A 15,028-nucleotide genomic window follows, 5' to 3' on the forward strand; every position below is an offset into this window, starting at 1 on the left:
GTCAGGCGGAGGTGCGGCCCGCCGGAGCCCCTACATGTGGCGCTTCAGCTCCCGCCGCGCCAGCGACCGCTGGTGGACCTCGTCCGGCCCGTCGGCCAGCCGCAGCGTCCGCGCCGCCGCCCACAGTTCGGCCAGCGGGAAGTCCTGGCTCACCCCGCCCGCACCGTGCAGCTGCACCGCGTCGTCCAGGATCCGTACGACCGCCCGCGGGGTCGCGATCTTGATCGCCTGGATCTCGGTGTGCGCGCCCCGGTTCCCGACCGTGTCCATCAGCCAGGCCGTCTTCAGCACCAGCAGCCGCAACTGCTCCACCGTGACCCGGGCGTCGGCGATCCAGTTCTGTACGACGCCCTGGGCGGCCAGCGGCTTGCCGAAGGCGGTACGGTCCACCGCACGCCGGCACATCAGATCGATCGCCCGCTCCGCCATGCCGATCAGCCGCATGCAGTGGTGGATGCGGCCCGGGCCGAGCCGGGCCTGGGCGATGGCGAAGCCGCTGCCCTCCTCGCCGATCAGGTTCGCCGCCGGGACCCGCGCCCCGTCGAAGACCACCTCGGCGTGCCCGCCGTGGTCGTGGTCCTCGTACCCGTAGACCGTCATGGCGCGCCGCACCTCGACCCCGGGGGTGTCGCGCGGGACCAAGATCATCGACTGCTGACGGCGCGGATCGGCGCCTTCCGGGTCGGTCTTGCCCATCACGATGAAGATCTTGCAGTCCGGGTTCATGGCCCCGGAGATGAACCACTTGCGCCCGGTGACCACGTACGCGTCGCCGTCGCGCTCGATCCGCGTCTCGACGTTCGTGGCGTCCGAGGAGGCCACCTCGGGCTCGGTCATCGCGAAGGCGGAGCGGATCTCCCCGGCCAGCAGCGGCTCCAGCCACTGCTTCTTCTGCGCCTCGTCACCGAACTGCGCGAGCAGCTCCATGTTCCCGGTGTCCGGGGCCGCGCAGTTCGTCGCCATCGGCGCCAGGTGCGGGCTGCGGCCGGTGATCTCGGCGAGCGGGGCGTACTGGAGGTTGGTCAGCCCGGCGCCGTGCTCGGCATCCGGCAGGCCGTGCCGGTCCACATAGAAGAGGTTCCACAGGCCCTGGCGGCGTGCCTCGGCCTTCAGTTCACCGAAGACGGCCGGGGTGTCCCAGGGCGAGGCCAGCCGTGCGCGCTGCTCGGCGGCGACGGGCTCCGCCGGGTAGACGTACTCCTCCATGAACGCGAGCAGCCGCTCGCGGAGTTCCTCGGTCCGGGCGTCGAATGCGAAATCCATGGGTGCGTGCCTCAGCCTTCCTGGCCGTTTTCGAATGGACGGAGGCCCTGCAGGGTGGTCAGTCCGTGCTCGATGAAGACCGGCACCAGCTCACCGATCCGGTCGAAGCCCGCACCGACGGTCTGCCCGAGCGTGTAGCGGTAGTGGATGCCTTCGAGGATCACCGCGAGCTTGAACCAGGCGAAGGCCGTGTACCAGGCGATGCCCCCGGTGTCCCGGCCGGAGCGGGCGGCGTACCGCTCGACCAGCTCGGCGGGGGACGGGTGGCCGGGAGCGCCGCTCGTCGTACTGACCGGCGAGCCGGTCAGGCCCAGGTCCGAGCTGTACATCGCGAGCAGCCCGAGGTCGGTCAGCGGATCCCCGAGCGTGGACATCTCCCAGTCCAGCACCGCCCGGATCGCGTCGTCCGGGCCGCCGATCAGGACGTTGTCGAGCCGGAAGTCCCCGTGCACGACGGTGGGGGCGGGGGAGACGGGCAGGGTGCGGCCGAGCGCGCCGTGCAGCTCGTCGATCCCGGCGAGCTCGCGCCCCCGGGAGGCCGCGAGCTGCTTGCCCCAGCGGCGCAGCTGCCGGTCGAGGAACCCCTCGGGCCGGCCGAAGTCGCCCAGGCCCACCGCCTGCGGATCCACGGCGTGCAGCTCGACCAGGGTGTCCACCAGGCCCAGCACCGCCTGCCGGGTGCGCTCCGGGCCGAGCGCGGCGAGTTCGCCGGCCGTCCGGTACGGCACCCCGTCCACGTACTCCATGACGTAGAACGGCGCCCCGAGCACGGCCTCGTCCTCGCACAGCAGCACCGGCTCGGGCACCGGCACGGCCGTGCCGTGCAGGGCCTCGATGACCCGGTGCTCGCGCCGCATGTCGTGCGCGGTGGCCAGTACGTGCCCCAGCGGCGGCCGGCGCACCACCCAGCGGGCGGTCCCGTCGGTGACCTCGTACGTCAGGTTCGACCGGCCGCCTTCGATGAGCCGGCCGCGCAGCGGCCCGGCCACGAGGCCCGGCCGCACGCGGTCGAGATGACCGCGCAGCCGCTCCAGATCCAGGCCGCGCGGGTCGGCCGGGGCTGAGGTCATGGGTGCGCACCTCCGTGCGGAGTGAGAACAGCGGACTGCCATCATGCCGACCAGTCGGTATGCCGTCCAGAGCGCGGGGCGAAAGAAGACCTTCCGCCCGGCGATGTCACCTCACGCGTGACACAGGATCGGTGTCCCGCCGTTCATCACCGTCATGTCCCTCAGGACCGCCAGGATGTCCAGCGGCACGCCCTCCGGCTCCCCGGCCAGTTCCGCGTACGCCCGGTGCACGTTCGCCACCAGCCGCTCGCTCTCCCGCCACGCGCCGAACTCCCCGAGGTCGGCCTGCCGGGCCACCTCCAGCGGGGACAGCCCCTTCGCCCGCCCCTCCCGGGCGAGTTCGGCCACGTACCGCAGATAGCGCTCGGTGGCCTCGTAGGCCGAGGGGTCGGTCAGCGGCCCGTGCCCCGGTACGACCGTCTCCGCGTCCAGCGAACGCAGCAGCTCCAGCGCCCGCAGGGAGCCGGCGAGGGAGCCCATCGCCAGGAACGGGGTCCCCTCGGCGAACACCAGGTCCCCGGTGAAGACCACCCGCTGCCGGGGCAGCCACACGACCGAGTCCCCGGTGGTGTGCGCGACGCCCGGGTGGATGACCTGCACCTCCGTCCCGCCCACGTGCACGGTCGCCCGCTCGCTGTACGTGAGATCGGGCGCGGTGATGTCGATCGCGCCGAAGTCGGTGGCGGGCCAGATCAGCTCCAGCTGGTGCCCGGCGGCGAGCTGTTCGGCGCGGGCGCTGTCGTGCCCGAGGATCAGCGCCTCGGGGGCGAAGACGCCGTTGCCGTAGGTGTGGTCGCCGTGGTGGTGGGTGTTCACCACGGTGCGGGGGAGCGGCACGCCGGCCGCCACGACCGCGTCGCGCAGCGCCAGGGCCCGCCGCTCGGTGGCGGCGGTGTCCACGAGCAGGGTCCGGCCGCCGTCGCTCACGAAGCCGGCGTTGTTGAGGCACCAGCCGCCGTCCGGCTGGACGTAGGCGTACACCCCCGGCGCGGGCTGGACGAGGTACGGCTCTTCGACGGGCATCTGGGCTCTCCCCGGGTCGCTTTGACGGGCGTTCGGCATCCTGCCAGCCGTCGTCGCGCCGGGGGAGAGCGGGTCTGCGGCGCCGCTCGGGGACGCCGCTCGGGGACACCGGTCAGGGGCGCCGGTCAGTGGTCGTCGTAGTGTCCGTCGTGTGCGGCGTGCCGGTGCCCGTCGTGCACGTAGTCGACGTGGTCGCCGTGCTGGACCGTCTCGTGCCCGCAGCCGGGGGCGTGCGCGTGGTCGTGGCCGTCGTGGGCGGTGTGCCCGGTGGGCTCGCACTCGTCCCAGTGCCCCGAGTGCTCCCGGTGCAGATGGCCGTCGTGCGCGTAGTCGACGTGGTCGCCGTGCCGAACCGCCTGGTGCCCGCAGTCCGTGCCGTGCGTGTGCTGGTGCGTGGGGTGTTCGTGGTGCAGGGTCGTCATGCGGCCGAGATTAGTGTGGATCACCGGGTATCGCCCGTTGTGTCCGGGCGACGCGTAAAACCGCTATCATCCGACCGGATCAGAGGACCACCGCCATCGCGAACAGCGCCAGCGCCACCGTGCACCCCGCCGCCGCCAGCGCCGCCCGCGGCGCGAGCCCCCGCGGCCGGTCCGTCGCCAGCGCCCGGATCCGCCGGTGCGCCACCCCCATGAACGCCAGCCAGAGCAGGGCGATCGCGGCGGCCCCCGCGGCCGTCACCGGCGTACCGGATCCGTGCAGGGCCTGCCGCATCCCCAGCACGGCCACCACCGAGCAGGTCAGTGTCGTACGCCGCCACGCGAGCCGGGTCCGCTCCGGCTGCAGCCCGGCGTCGCGGGTCTCCCCGTAGGCGGTCACCGGGCCCGCGTCCAGCCCAGCAGCACGACCACCACCATCGCCACGCCGACCAGCCCCACCCCCAGGCTCAGCACCACGGGGAACCGCGACAGCGGCAGGTCCTCGCCCCGCCGCATCGCCCGCTCGCACCGCACCCAGTGGTTCACCGCCCGCAGCGCACAGGCCGCGCCCACCGCGAGCAGCGCGACGGCCATCGAGACCCGCACCCCCCAGCGCAGGTCCGGCAGGAACTGGTCCACGGCGAAACCGCCGCCCACCAGGGCCAGCGCGGTCCGGATCCAGGCGAGGAAGGTCCGCTCGTTGGCCAGCGTGAAGCGGTAGTCGGGGGTCTCGCCCTCGTCCTTCAGCCGCGCGGGTGCGAACCAGAGGCGCACGTCCTTGACGAAGTCGATCACCCGGCCAATCTACTGGCCGGCCTCCCGGAACCCGCGCAGCCGCCGGTAGGCCTCCAGCCCGTCCGGCACCCAGGCCCAGTCCCCGCCCTCGACCCGCCGGTCCAGCTCCTCCTGCGTGAGGTGGGTGTGCCAGTCGACCTCCGAGACCTGCGGGTCCACCGGCAGCTCGCACCGCACCTCGTGCACGTACGACCACCAGGCCCCGCCCGGGCCCTCGTACAGGAACTTGAACAGCGGCGTCGGCTGCGGCAGCCCCCGTACGCCCAGCTCCTCCTCGGCCTCCCGCAGCGCGGCCCGCGCGTAGGTCTCGCCGGCGCCCAGCACCCCGCCCACGAACATGTCGTAGTGCGAGGGGAAGACGAGCTTCGAGGCGGTGCGCCGGTGGACGAAGATCCGCCCCTGCGCGTCCCTCGCCTGCACGAACACGCAGCGGTGGATCAGCCCGCGGGCGTACACCTCGCCGCGCGGGGCCTGCCCGGTCACCCGGTCGTCCCGGTCCACCACGTCCAGTACTTCATCAGCGGCACTCACACGGTTCATCCAACCACCCCTGTTGACTGGTTACCGCTCCGTAGCCAAGGATCTGCCCCACCACCGACGGAGGACGGGTAGCCGCATGACGTACGACGCAGACGTGATCGTGATCGGAGCCGGGCTCGCGGGCCTCGTGGCCACCGCCGAGCTCGTCGACGCGGGCCGCAAGGTCATCCTGCTCGACCAGGAGCCGGAGCAGTCCATCGGCGGCCAGGCGCACTGGTCCTTCGGCGGCCTGTTCTTCGTGGACTCGCCCGAACAGCGCCGGATGCGGATCAAGGACAGCCACGCGCTCGCCCTCCAGGACTGGCGGGGCACCGCCGGCTTCGACCGCGAGGAGGACGCCTGGCCGCGCCGCTGGGCCGAGGCCTACGTCGACTTCGCGGCCGGCGAGAAGCGCTCCTGGCTGCACGCCCAGGGCGTCCGCTTCTTCCCCGTCGTCGGCTGGGCGGAGCGCGGCGGCTACGACGCCAACGGCCACGGGAACTCCGTCCCCCGCTTCCACATCACCTGGGGCACCGGCCCCGGCCTGGTGGCCCCCTTCGAGCGGCGCGTCCGGGCCGGCGCGGCCCGCGGCCTGGTCCGGTTCGCCTTCCGCCACCGCGTCACCGGGCTCTCCGCCACCGCCGGCGCGCTGGACACCGTCACGGGCGAGATCCTGGCCCCGTCCGGCGCCGAGCGGGGTACCGCGAGCAGCCGCGAGGTGACCGGGACCTTCTCCCTGCGGGCCCAGGCCGTGATCGTCACCAGCGGCGGCATCGGCGGCAACCACGACCTGGTGCGCGCGCAGTGGCCCGCCCGGCTCGGCACCCCGCCGCAGCGGATGCTCTCCGGGGTCCCGGCGCACGTGGACGGCCTGATGCTGGGCATCGCGGAGGCGGCCGGCGCCAGCCACATCAACAAGGACCGGATGTGGCACTACACCGAGGGCATCGAGAACTGGAACCCGATCTGGGCCAGGCACGGCATCCGCATCCTGCCCGGCCCGTCCCCGCTGTGGCTGGACGCCACGGGCAAGCGGCTGCCCGTCCCGCTCTTCCCCGGCTTCGACACCCTCGGCACCCTCGACCACATCATGAAGACCGGGCACGACCACACCTGGTTCGTGCTCAACCAGCGGATCATCGGCAAGGAGTTCGCGCTCTCCGGCTCCGAGCAGAACCCCGATCTCACCGGCAAGTCGATCCGCGACGTGATCACCCGCGCCCGCCAGGCCGTACCCGGGCCGGTCAAGGCCTTCATGGACAACGGCGCCGACTTCGTCGTCGAGCGCGACCTGTCCGCCCTGGTCCGCGGGATGAACGCGGTGACCAAGGAGGACCTCCTCGACGAGGCCGCCGTCCGGGGCGAGATCGTGGCCCGCGACCGCGAGATCGCCAACCCCTTCACCAAGGACCTCCAGGTCACGGCCATCCACGGCGCCCGCAGGTACCTCGGCGACAAGCTGATCCGCACGGCCGCCCCGCACCGGATCCTGGACCCCGCCGCCGGGCCGCTGATCGCGGTACGGCTCTCGATCCTGACCCGCAAGTCGCTGGGCGGCCTGGAGACCGACCTGTCCTCGCGCGTCCTGACCGGGACGGGCGAGCCGCTGCCCGGTCTCTACGCGGCGGGCGAGGCGGCCGGGTTCGGCGGCGGCGGGGTCCACGGCTACCGGGCCCTGGAGGGGACCTTCCTCGGCGGGTGCATCTTCTCGGGGCGCGCGGCGGGCCGCGCCGCGGCCCTGGCGACCGGCTGACGGGCCCGGCTCCCGCCTGCCGATCCTGCGGCGCGGGAGCCGGCGGGCCCGCCGGCCGATCCCGCCGGCGGGAGCCGAACCGTTCCGTCAGACCAGCCGCTCGGTGACCCGGAACCGCTCCGCGATGACGAGGGTGTCGTCGTCGACCGTGAACCCCGGGTCACCCACGGCCGCGCGCACCGGCTCGCTGTGCCAGAAGTCCTCGTGTGCCGTACGCCATTCGGCCACGGACGCGAACCCCTCGCCCTCGTCGAGCGCGTGCGCCAGCCCGACGTCCCCGAGCCGCAGCACCTCCACGGCCGTCACCTCCACCACCGCCACCCCCCGCTCCCCGGAATCGACGAGCAGGGAGCGGGCGCCCGGCTCCGGCAGCGGCTCGCCCTCGGCCTCGTACTCCGCGAGCAGGCCGGTGGTGCTGGTCTTGGCCCCGCTCAGCACGGCCGCGACCAACTGGTCGCGCAGCGGGCCGGGGAACCCCAGCAGGTAGGGAGGAAGATCGTCACAAGTGGTCATGGGGCCACCCTATGACGCCGCCACCGCGACCTCCCGAACCCGCACAACCATCCCAACTCACATGGCCATCGGTGCAGTTGAAACCCGCCACGCAGTGGACTGGACCTTGACTCGGAGGCGTGCGTACCGCTTTGCTGTGCGTGATCACCGGTGTGCTCACCGACACGATTCCCCGACCACCAGGCCGAACCGCTCGCGTGCGCCCTGCGCGCGTTTCCGGCCGCCGCCGACCTTCGTCCGCCCGCGTCCTGGAGGGAAACCCGCGGATGTCCCCGCCTCCGCCGCCCCTCGGCCGCGCCCGCAAGCGGGAAGCCCAGCTCTTCGACCCGGCCCTCTGCGACGCCGAACTCGTCGACGTCCGATCCCAGTTCACCCAGGGCCGCTGGGCCAGGGCCCGCGCCCTCCTCGTCGGGACCGGCGACGACTGGGACCGCCGCGCCCACCGCGTCGTCGTCCTCGCCCAGACCCCGGCGGCCACCGCCTGGGCCCGCGAATGGCTGCTCGCCGAGCCGGAGAGCGCCGACGCCGCCACCCTCCTCGCCTGCGCCACCGTCTTCACCGCCCTGCGCCACAAGGCACCCCCCGCCGCCGCCGAGGACGCCTGCCGCCGGGCCGCCGCCCTGCTCCCCGCCGACCCCACCCCCTGGCTCGGGCTGCTCCTCCTCTCCCGCGCCTTCGGCAGCGAGGAGGAGTTCAGCCGCCACTTCGACCAGGTCCGGGCCCGCCACCGCGAGCACCACCACGCCCACCACCTGATGGTCGCCCGGCTCGCCGAACGCGCCCTCGCCTCCGGCCAGGACCCGCTCCACGAGGTCTACGACTTCGCGGCCTGGGCCGCCGAGGAGTCCCCCGCCGACTCCCCGCTCGCCGTGCTCCCCGTCGTCGCGCACGCCGAGCGCTACCGGGTCCTCGCCGCCACCCACGGCCACACCCCCGAGACGGCCGCCGCCCACTGGGCCGGCCGCCGCGCCCGCCAGGTCCTGCGCTCCGCCTTCGACTGGTGGCTGGAGTGGGAGCGCGAGGACCACCCCCGCAACCGCGTCGACCTCAACTTCCTCGCCCACGCCAAACTCTGCGAGGGCCGCCCCGCCGAGGCCGCCGCCCTCTTCCACCGGATCGGCAGCCACGCCACCCGCGCACCCTGGTCCTACCCGGACCGGGACCCGCAGAAGGCCTTCCTCGCCGCGCGCAGCGTCGCGCTCGGCACCGCCTGACACCGAAGACACCGACGCCCGAGAACGGCGCCCCGAGAGAACAGCGCCCCCAGAGAACAGCGCCCCCCCCGAGAACCGCGCTCCGCGAGAACCGCCCCCGAGAGAACCGCGCCCCCGAAAGGACGCCGCCATGCCGACGGGCAGATCCACCACGCTCCAGGACCCGGCAGAGATCCGTACGTACAAGGGCCAGGACCGCGCCCTGCGCGCCGACCGCCTCGGCACCGCCGGCCTGCTCCTGTCCGTACTCGCCGCCAGCGCACCCCTGATGGTCGTCGCCGGTGTCATGCCCACGACCTTCGGGGTCATGGGCATCGTCGGTCAGCCGCTGCTCTTCGTCATCCTCGGCGCCGTCCTCGCGCTCTTCAGCATCGGCTACGCCGAGATGAGCCGGCACGTCCACAACGCCGGCGCCTTCTACGCCTACATAGCCCGCGGCCTCGGCCCCACCGCCGGCGCCGGTGCCTCCTTCGTCGCCCTCGTCGCGTACAGCGCCATGCAGTGCGGGGTCTACGGCATCCTCGGCTTCGAGATCTCCGGCCTCTTCGCCACCTACCTGGAGATCGAGGTCTCCTGGTGGATCCCGGCCCTGCTGGCCGTCGCCCTCACCGGCGCGCTCGGCTGGCTCAAGATCGACCTCAACGCCAAGGTCCTCGGGGTCCTCCTCCTCATCGAGTGCGCCCTCGTCGTCGCCTTCGACCTCGCCGCCCTCGCCGAACCCGGCGCCGAAGGCCTCTCGCTGCACGCCTTCAACCCCGAGACCCTCAGCGGAGCCGGCCTCGGCACCGCGCTCTGCTTCTGCATCGCCGCCTTCGTCGGCTTCGAGCAGTCCCCGGTCTACGCCGAGGAGACCAGCAAGCCGCACATCGTCGTCTCCCGGGTGATGTTCCTCGCCGTCGGCTTCGTCGCCCTGTTCTTCGCCCTCAGCGCCTGGGCCCTCACCGTCGCCACCGGCCCCGCCGAGGTCGTGAAGACCTCCGCCGAAGCCGGCCCCGGCCTGCTCTTCCAGCTCACCGAGAGCCGCCTCGGCGCCACCTTCACCGACGTCCTGCACGTCCTCTTCGTGACCGGCATGTTCGCGGCCATGCTCAGCTTCCACAACGTGGTCGCCCGCTACGCCTTCGCCATGGGCCGCGAGGGACTGCTCCCCGCCGCCTTCGGCCGGACCAACGCCGGCACCGGCGCCCCCGGCACCGGCTCCCTCCTGCAGACCGGCATCGCCGCCCTCGTCGTGATCGCCTTCGCCGTCACCGACGACCTGCCCGCCGGCGACCCCACCGCCCCCGTCCTGCACCTGTTCACCTGGATGGGCAGCGTCGGCGCCCTCGGAGTGACCCTCCTCATGGCGGCCGCCTCCTTCGCCGTCATCGCCTTCTTCGTCCGCCGCGGCACCGCCGGCGCCCAGGTCTGGCGCCTCGTCGCGGCCGGCGCCGCAGGCCTCGCGCTGCTGGCCATCGCCGTCTACACCGTCAAGGACTTCGGCGTCCTCGTCGGCGCCGAGAAGGGCTCCGCGCTCAGCTGGGTCCTGCCCGGCATCATCGGCGCCGCCGTCGTGGCCGGCCTGCTCTACGGAGCCCTGCTGCGCCGCAGCCGCCCCGAGGTGCACGCCCGTATCGGCCTGGGCAACGAGGCCTTCCGCCTCGACCAGGCGGCGGGGGCCGACACCGCCGACTGACCTCGCTTTCGATCCCCTGCGAAGCCCCCGACGCCCCTTTCCAAGGTCGTCGGGGGCTTCGGTGCACAAGGGGCCGATTTTGGCGGGTGGCGGACCCTCATGGTCTCCTGGGGCGACAAATTCACCGGACCGCGACACAGGGGACACCACCCAGCTCCCCTGCGCCGTGGCACGGACCTGCCGTCCGACCCCCACGAAGGCGAAGTCATACATGAGTGACCTGAGTGACCGCACCTTGACCGAGGCTCCGGCCCCGGCGTCTTCCCGCCATGTCGACGCCGGTGACGAGGGCTACAGCAAGGACCTCAAGTCCCGCCACATCAACATGATCGCGATCGGCGGAGCGATAGGCACCGGACTGTTCCTCGGCGCGGGCGGCCGCCTCGCCGGTGCGGGCCCCTCCCTCGCGATCGCGTACGCGGTCTGCGGAGTCTTCGCCTTCTTCGTCGTCCGGGCGCTCGGCGAGCTCGTCCTGTACCGCCCGTCCTCCGGTGCCTTCGTCTCCTACGCGCGCGAGTTCATGGGGGAGAAGGGCGCCTACACGGCCGGCTGGCTGTACTTCCTGAACTGGTCGACCACCACGGTGGCCGACATCACGGCCGCCGCGACCTACGCCCACTTCTGGTCGATGTTCACCGATGTCCCCCAGTGGGTCCTCGCGTTCATCGCCCTCGCCGTCGTCCTCACCGCCAACCTGATCTCGGTGAAGTACTTCGGTGAGATGGAGTTCTGGTTCTCGCTGGTCAAGGTCGCCGCCCTGGTGATCTTCCTGATCGTCGGCATCTGGCTCGTCGCCACCAGCCACGAGATCGGCGGCCACACCCCGGGCTTCTCCTCCATCACCGACAACGGCGGCCTCTTCCCCTCCGGCGTCCTCCCGATGCTCCTGGTGATCCAGGGCGTGGTCTTCGCGTACGCCTCCGTCGAACTCTGCGGCGTCGCCGCCGGCGAGACCGAGAACCCCGAGAAGATCATGCCGAAGGCGATCAACTCGATCATGTGGCGCGTGGGCCTCTTCTACGTCGGCTCGGTCGTCCTCCTCGCCCTCCTCCTGCCCTACACCGAATACAGCACGGACCAGAGCCCCTTCGTCACCGTCTTCGACAAGCTGGGCGTCCCCGGCGCCGCCGGCATCATGAACCTCGTCGTCCTCACGGCCGCCCTCTCCAGCCTGAACTCCGGCCTCTACTCCACCGGCCGCATCCTGCGCTCGATGTCCCTGGCCGGCTCCGCCCCCAAGTTCACCGGCGTCATGAACAAGGGCAAGGTCCCCTACGGCGGCGTCCTCTTCACCGCCGCCTTCGGCGTCGCGGGCGTCGGCCTGAACGCCTGGATGCCGGGCGAGGCCTTCGAGATCGTCCTCAACCTCGCCTCCATCGGCATCCTCGGTACCTGGGCGATGGTCATGATCTGCTCGCTGTTCTTCTGGCACCGCGCTGAGAACGGGCTGGTCGAGCGCCCGTCGTACCGCCTGCCCTGGGCCCCGTACACGCAGATCGTGACCCTGGTCTTCCTCGTCACGGTCCTGGTCCTGATGTGGTGCGACGGCGGAGTCGGCCGCACCACCGTCATGTTCCTCCCGGCCATCGCGGCCGCCCTGGTCGGCGGCTGGTTCCTGGTACGCCGCCGCGTCGCCGAGCTCGCCGCCGGCCGCGACTGACCTCCCGGGCCGATACGACGAAGGACCCCGCCACCGGCGGGGTCCTTCGTCGTATCGCGCCGCATCCGTCGATCCGGCACGGCCGGGAAACGCAGAAAACCCCACACGAAGTGGGGTTCTCTCACTGGTGTCCGAGGGGGGACTTGAACCCCCACGCCCGATAAAGGGCACTAGCACCTCAAGCTAGCGCGTCTGCCATTCCGCCACCCGGACAAGGTGTCTGTCTCGCGTCCCTCGCGGGCCGTTCCGACGTGGAAAACATTACCAAACATTCCGGGGTCCTCGATCACACCCCCTGACGGCCGGGGATCGCCCTTGGGGAGAGCGGCCCGGGGCGCGAGGATGGAGGGGTTCGGTACTGATCAGTGGGAGGAAGCAGCGTGAGCGAGTCGAGCGCGGGCAGGACCGTCTCCGGCGAGGACGAGGTAGTCGACCTCTGCCGGGACCTCATCCGGATCGACACCAGCAACTACGGAGACCACTCGGGCCCCGGGGAGCGCAAGGCGGCGGAGTGGGTCGCCGAGAAGCTCGCCGAGGTCGGGCTGGAACCGCAGATCTTCGAATCGCACAAGGGGCGCGCCTCGACCGTGGCGCGGATCGAGGGGGAGGACCCCTCGCGGCCGGCGCTGCTGATCCACGGGCACACCGACGTGGTTCCGGCCAACGCCGCCGACTGGACGTACGACCCGTTCGCGGGCGAGATCGCCGACGGCTGCCTGTGGGGCCGCGGCGCCGTCGACATGAAGGACATGGACGCGATGACGCTGGCCGTCGTACGCGACCGGATGCGCAGCGGCCGCAAGCCCCCGCGGGACATCGTGCTGGCCTTCCTCGCGGACGAGGAGGCGGGCGGCATCTACGGGGCCCGGCACCTGGTCGACAAGCACCCCGGCCTGTTCGAGGGCGTCACCGAGGCGATCGGCGAGGTCGGAGGCTTCTCCTTCACGGTGAACGAGAACCTGCGGCTCTACCTCGTGGAGACCGCCCAGAAGGGCATGCACTGGATGCGGCTCACGGTGGAGGGCACCGCGGGCCACGGTTCCATGACCAACAAGGACAACGCCATCACGGAACTGTGCGAGGCAGTGGGGCGGCTCGGCCGCCACCAGTGGCCGGTGCGGGTGACCAAGACCGTACGGAGCTTCCTGGACGAGCTCTCGGACGCGCTGGGCACCCCGCTCGACCCGGACAACATGGACGAGACCCTCGCCAAGCTCGGCGGCATCGCCAAGATGGTCGGCGCGACGCTGCGCAACTCGGCCGCCCCGACGATGCTCGGCGCCGGCTACAAGGTCAACGTCATCCCCGGCCAGGCGACGGCCCACGTCGACGGCCGCTTCCTGCCGGGCTACGAGGACGAGTTCTTCGCCGACCTGGACCGCATCCTCGGCCCGCGCGTGAAGCGGGAGGACGTGCACGGCGACAAGGCGCTGGAGACCGACTTCGACGGCCGCCTGGTGGACGCCATGCAGGGCGCCCTGAAGGCCGAGGACCCGATCGCGCGCGCGGTCCCGTACATGCTCTCGGGCGGTACGGACGCCAAGTCCTTCGACGACCTCGGCATCCGCTGCTTCGGCTTCGCGCCGCTCCAGCTGCCGCCGGAGCTGGACTTCGCCGGGATGTTCCACGGCGTGGACGAGCGCGTGCCCGTGGACGGACTGAAGTTCGGCGTGCGGGTGCTCGACCGATTCCTCGACAACGCCTGAGATTCGGGTAGGTGTGCGCATTCCACTGAGAAGAGTGAATGCACTCATACGCTCGTAGCCCCGGTGATCCCTCCTCGTTACAGGTGGTGCGGTCCGCGGCTGGGACCGCATTTGCCTACTAGGAGGAACAATGATCAAGAAGGTTGTCGCCGCTGCGGCTGCCACTGGTGGCCTGGTTCTCGCGGGTGCGGGTCTGGCTGTCGCCGACGCGGGTGCCCAGGGTGCGGCCATCGGCTCCCCCGGTGTCCTGTCCGGCAACGTCATCCAGGTTCCGGTCCACGTTCCGGTGAACGTCTGCGGTAACTCGGTCTCCGTCATCGGCCTGCTGAACCCGGCCTTCGGCAACACCTGCGTCAACGCCTGACGCGTCTGAAGTCTTGGGCCCCGGAGCGCAATCCAGCGCTCCGGGGCCACCGGGCTTTCCGGCCCGGATTCCCATCTTCGGCGTACCAGGCGGGGGAGCCTGGACGGCCCGGCCGCCGAGAGCGGCCGAAACGCACTCACCAGGGGACGAGTACAGATGCGACGACCGGCACAGGTCACCAGGAAGACCCTGATCACCATGGCTGCCGCGGGGGGTGTCCTCGCACTGGGCGGGGGCTACGCACACGCGGACTCACACGCCACGGGGCACGCCGCGAACTCTCCCGGACTGCTGTCCGGGAACAACGTGCAGGCGCCCGTGGACGCACCGGTGAACGCCTGCGGGAACACGGTCACGGTGGTGGGAGGCCTCAACCCGGCCTTCGGGAACCACTGCGCCAACGGCGGCCACGGCAAGCCGGGCAAGCCGCAGCACCCCGGTCACCCGGGCAACCCCGGACACCCCGGTCACCCGGGCGGCGGCGACGAGCCGTGCGACGACCACCCCGGGAACCCCGGACACCCCGGTACGCCGGGCGGTGAGAACCCGGGCGGCGAAACCCCCGGCAATCCCGGAAACCCGGGCAATCCCGGAAACCCGGGCACGCCGGGCGGCGAGACGCCCGGAAACCCCGGTGGCGAGACCCCCGGCAACCCGGGCAACCCCGGAAACCCGGGAGGCGGGACTCCCGGCACTCCGGGCAACCCCGGCACCCCGGGTGGTGGGATTCCCGGAACCCCGGGCACTCCCGGTACCCCGGGCGGCGAGACCCCGGGGACCCCGGGCAACCCCGGTACGCCGGGCACGGGCACCCCGGGTACGCCGGCCAACCCCGGCACGGGTTCCGTCACGCCCGTCACCCCGATCACGCACCCCGGCCCGGGGACCGGCACGCAGACGGGGGGCGACACCGGGCAGACGGCCGGTCTCGCCGCCACCGGCTCCGGTGACGTCCTCACCGCCGGCCTCCCGCTCGCGGGCGGCCTGCTGCTGGCCGGCAGCGTGCTCTACCGGCGCGCCCGCAACGCAGCCTGACGGCTGTTCACGACGCGGG

General features: G+C 72.3%; 15 protein-coding genes and 1 tRNA gene. 7 read left to right on the forward strand and 9 right to left on the reverse strand.

Annotated features, from left to right (window positions below; translation table 11 throughout):
* Positions 1-30 precede the first annotated feature (30 nt).
* The 7 genes from ACFYZ4_RS36425 to ACFYZ4_RS36455 all read right to left on the reverse strand — a co-directional run bounded on the left by ACFYZ4_RS36425 (position 31) and on the right by ACFYZ4_RS36455 (position 5,110).
* The gene (locus ACFYZ4_RS36425; RefSeq protein WP_390785989.1) at positions 31-1,263 is read right to left on the reverse strand and encodes an acyl-CoA dehydrogenase family protein; all 1,233 of its coding nucleotides are present in this window, start codon (positions 1,261-1,263) and stop codon (positions 31-33) included.
* Between the two features lie 11 nt (positions 1,264-1,274).
* Positions 1,275-2,333: a phosphotransferase family protein gene (locus ACFYZ4_RS36430; RefSeq protein WP_390785990.1), complete on the reverse strand. Its 1,059-nt coding sequence runs from the start codon at positions 2,331-2,333 to the stop codon at positions 1,275-1,277.
* 111 nt (positions 2,334-2,444) lie between these two features.
* On the reverse strand, positions 2,445-3,356 hold the full coding sequence (locus ACFYZ4_RS36435; protein ID WP_384351776.1) for an MBL fold metallo-hydrolase: 912 nt from the start codon (positions 3,354-3,356) through the stop codon (positions 2,445-2,447).
* 125 nt (positions 3,357-3,481) lie between these two features.
* Entirely contained in the window at positions 3,482-3,778 is a 297-nt protein-coding gene (locus ACFYZ4_RS36440) for a hypothetical protein (protein ID WP_351304140.1), read from the reverse strand.
* Between the two features lie 79 nt (positions 3,779-3,857).
* Entirely contained in the window at positions 3,858-4,175 is a 318-nt protein-coding gene (locus ACFYZ4_RS36445; protein WP_390785991.1) for a DUF202 domain-containing protein, read from the reverse strand.
* Positions 4,172-4,570 carry a DUF202 domain-containing protein gene (locus ACFYZ4_RS36450; RefSeq protein WP_351304134.1) on the reverse strand — a complete coding sequence of 133 codons (399 nt, stop codon included), beginning with the start codon at positions 4,568-4,570 and terminating at the stop codon, positions 4,172-4,174. Before ACFYZ4_RS36450 ends, ACFYZ4_RS36445 begins: the two co-directional genes overlap by 4 nt.
* Positions 4,571-4,579: 9 nt before the next feature.
* Positions 4,580-5,110, reverse strand: a complete 531-nt coding sequence (locus ACFYZ4_RS36455; protein WP_384351782.1) for an NUDIX hydrolase — start codon at positions 5,108-5,110, stop codon at positions 4,580-4,582.
* 76 nt (positions 5,111-5,186) lie between these two features.
* Here ACFYZ4_RS36455 and ACFYZ4_RS36460 point away from each other — a divergent pair, with 76 nt between their 5' ends.
* Entirely contained in the window at positions 5,187-6,842 is a 1,656-nt protein-coding gene (locus ACFYZ4_RS36460) for an FAD-binding dehydrogenase (RefSeq protein WP_384351785.1), read from the forward strand.
* An 87-nt stretch (positions 6,843-6,929) separates the two neighbouring features.
* Here ACFYZ4_RS36460 and ACFYZ4_RS36465 read toward each other — a convergent pair whose 3' ends face one another.
* On the reverse strand, positions 6,930-7,355 hold the full coding sequence (locus ACFYZ4_RS36465) for an ASCH domain-containing protein (RefSeq protein ID WP_351304566.1): 426 nt from the start codon (positions 7,353-7,355) through the stop codon (positions 6,930-6,932).
* Between the two features lie 266 nt (positions 7,356-7,621).
* Here ACFYZ4_RS36465 and ACFYZ4_RS36470 point away from each other — a divergent pair, with 266 nt between their 5' ends.
* The 3 genes from ACFYZ4_RS36470 to ACFYZ4_RS36480 all read left to right on the forward strand — a co-directional run bounded on the left by ACFYZ4_RS36470 (position 7,622) and on the right by ACFYZ4_RS36480 (position 11,904).
* Positions 7,622-8,569 carry a hypothetical protein gene (locus ACFYZ4_RS36470; protein WP_351304563.1) on the forward strand — a complete coding sequence of 316 codons (948 nt, stop codon included), beginning with the start codon at positions 7,622-7,624 and terminating at the stop codon, positions 8,567-8,569.
* Positions 8,570-8,699: 130 nt separating this feature from the next.
* Entirely contained in the window at positions 8,700-10,244 is a 1,545-nt protein-coding gene (locus ACFYZ4_RS36475; protein WP_351304560.1) for an APC family permease, read from the forward strand.
* 220 nt (positions 10,245-10,464) lie between these two features.
* On the forward strand, positions 10,465-11,904 hold the full coding sequence (locus tag ACFYZ4_RS36480) for an amino acid permease (protein WP_390786004.1): 1,440 nt from the start codon (positions 10,465-10,467) through the stop codon (positions 11,902-11,904).
* Between the two features lie 125 nt (positions 11,905-12,029).
* Here ACFYZ4_RS36480 and ACFYZ4_RS36485 read toward each other — a convergent pair.
* Positions 12,030-12,117, reverse strand: a tRNA-Leu gene (locus ACFYZ4_RS36485).
* 167 nt (positions 12,118-12,284) lie between these two features.
* On the opposite strand from ACFYZ4_RS36485, the gene ACFYZ4_RS36490 reads away from it, so the two are divergent.
* The 3 genes from ACFYZ4_RS36490 to ACFYZ4_RS36500 all read left to right on the forward strand — a co-directional run bounded on the left by ACFYZ4_RS36490 (position 12,285) and on the right by ACFYZ4_RS36500 (position 15,009).
* The gene (locus ACFYZ4_RS36490) at positions 12,285-13,610 is read left to right on the forward strand and encodes a M20/M25/M40 family metallo-hydrolase (RefSeq protein ID WP_351304760.1); all 1,326 of its coding nucleotides are present in this window, start codon (positions 12,285-12,287) and stop codon (positions 13,608-13,610) included.
* A 130-nt stretch (positions 13,611-13,740) separates the two neighbouring features.
* Positions 13,741-13,974 (forward strand): chaplin ChpH, encoded by a 234-nt coding sequence (chpH, locus tag ACFYZ4_RS36495; protein ID WP_351304763.1) that lies wholly within the window; start codon positions 13,741-13,743, stop codon positions 13,972-13,974.
* A 156-nt stretch (positions 13,975-14,130) separates the two neighbouring features.
* Positions 14,131-15,009, forward strand: a complete 879-nt coding sequence (locus tag ACFYZ4_RS36500) for a chaplin (protein WP_390785992.1) — start codon at positions 14,131-14,133, stop codon at positions 15,007-15,009.
* Positions 15,010-15,028: the final 19 nt, after the last annotated feature.

Source organism: Streptomyces sp. NPDC001513, from assembly GCF_042894695.1.
Taxonomy (GTDB): domain Bacteria; phylum Actinomycetota; class Actinomycetes; order Streptomycetales; family Streptomycetaceae; genus Streptomyces.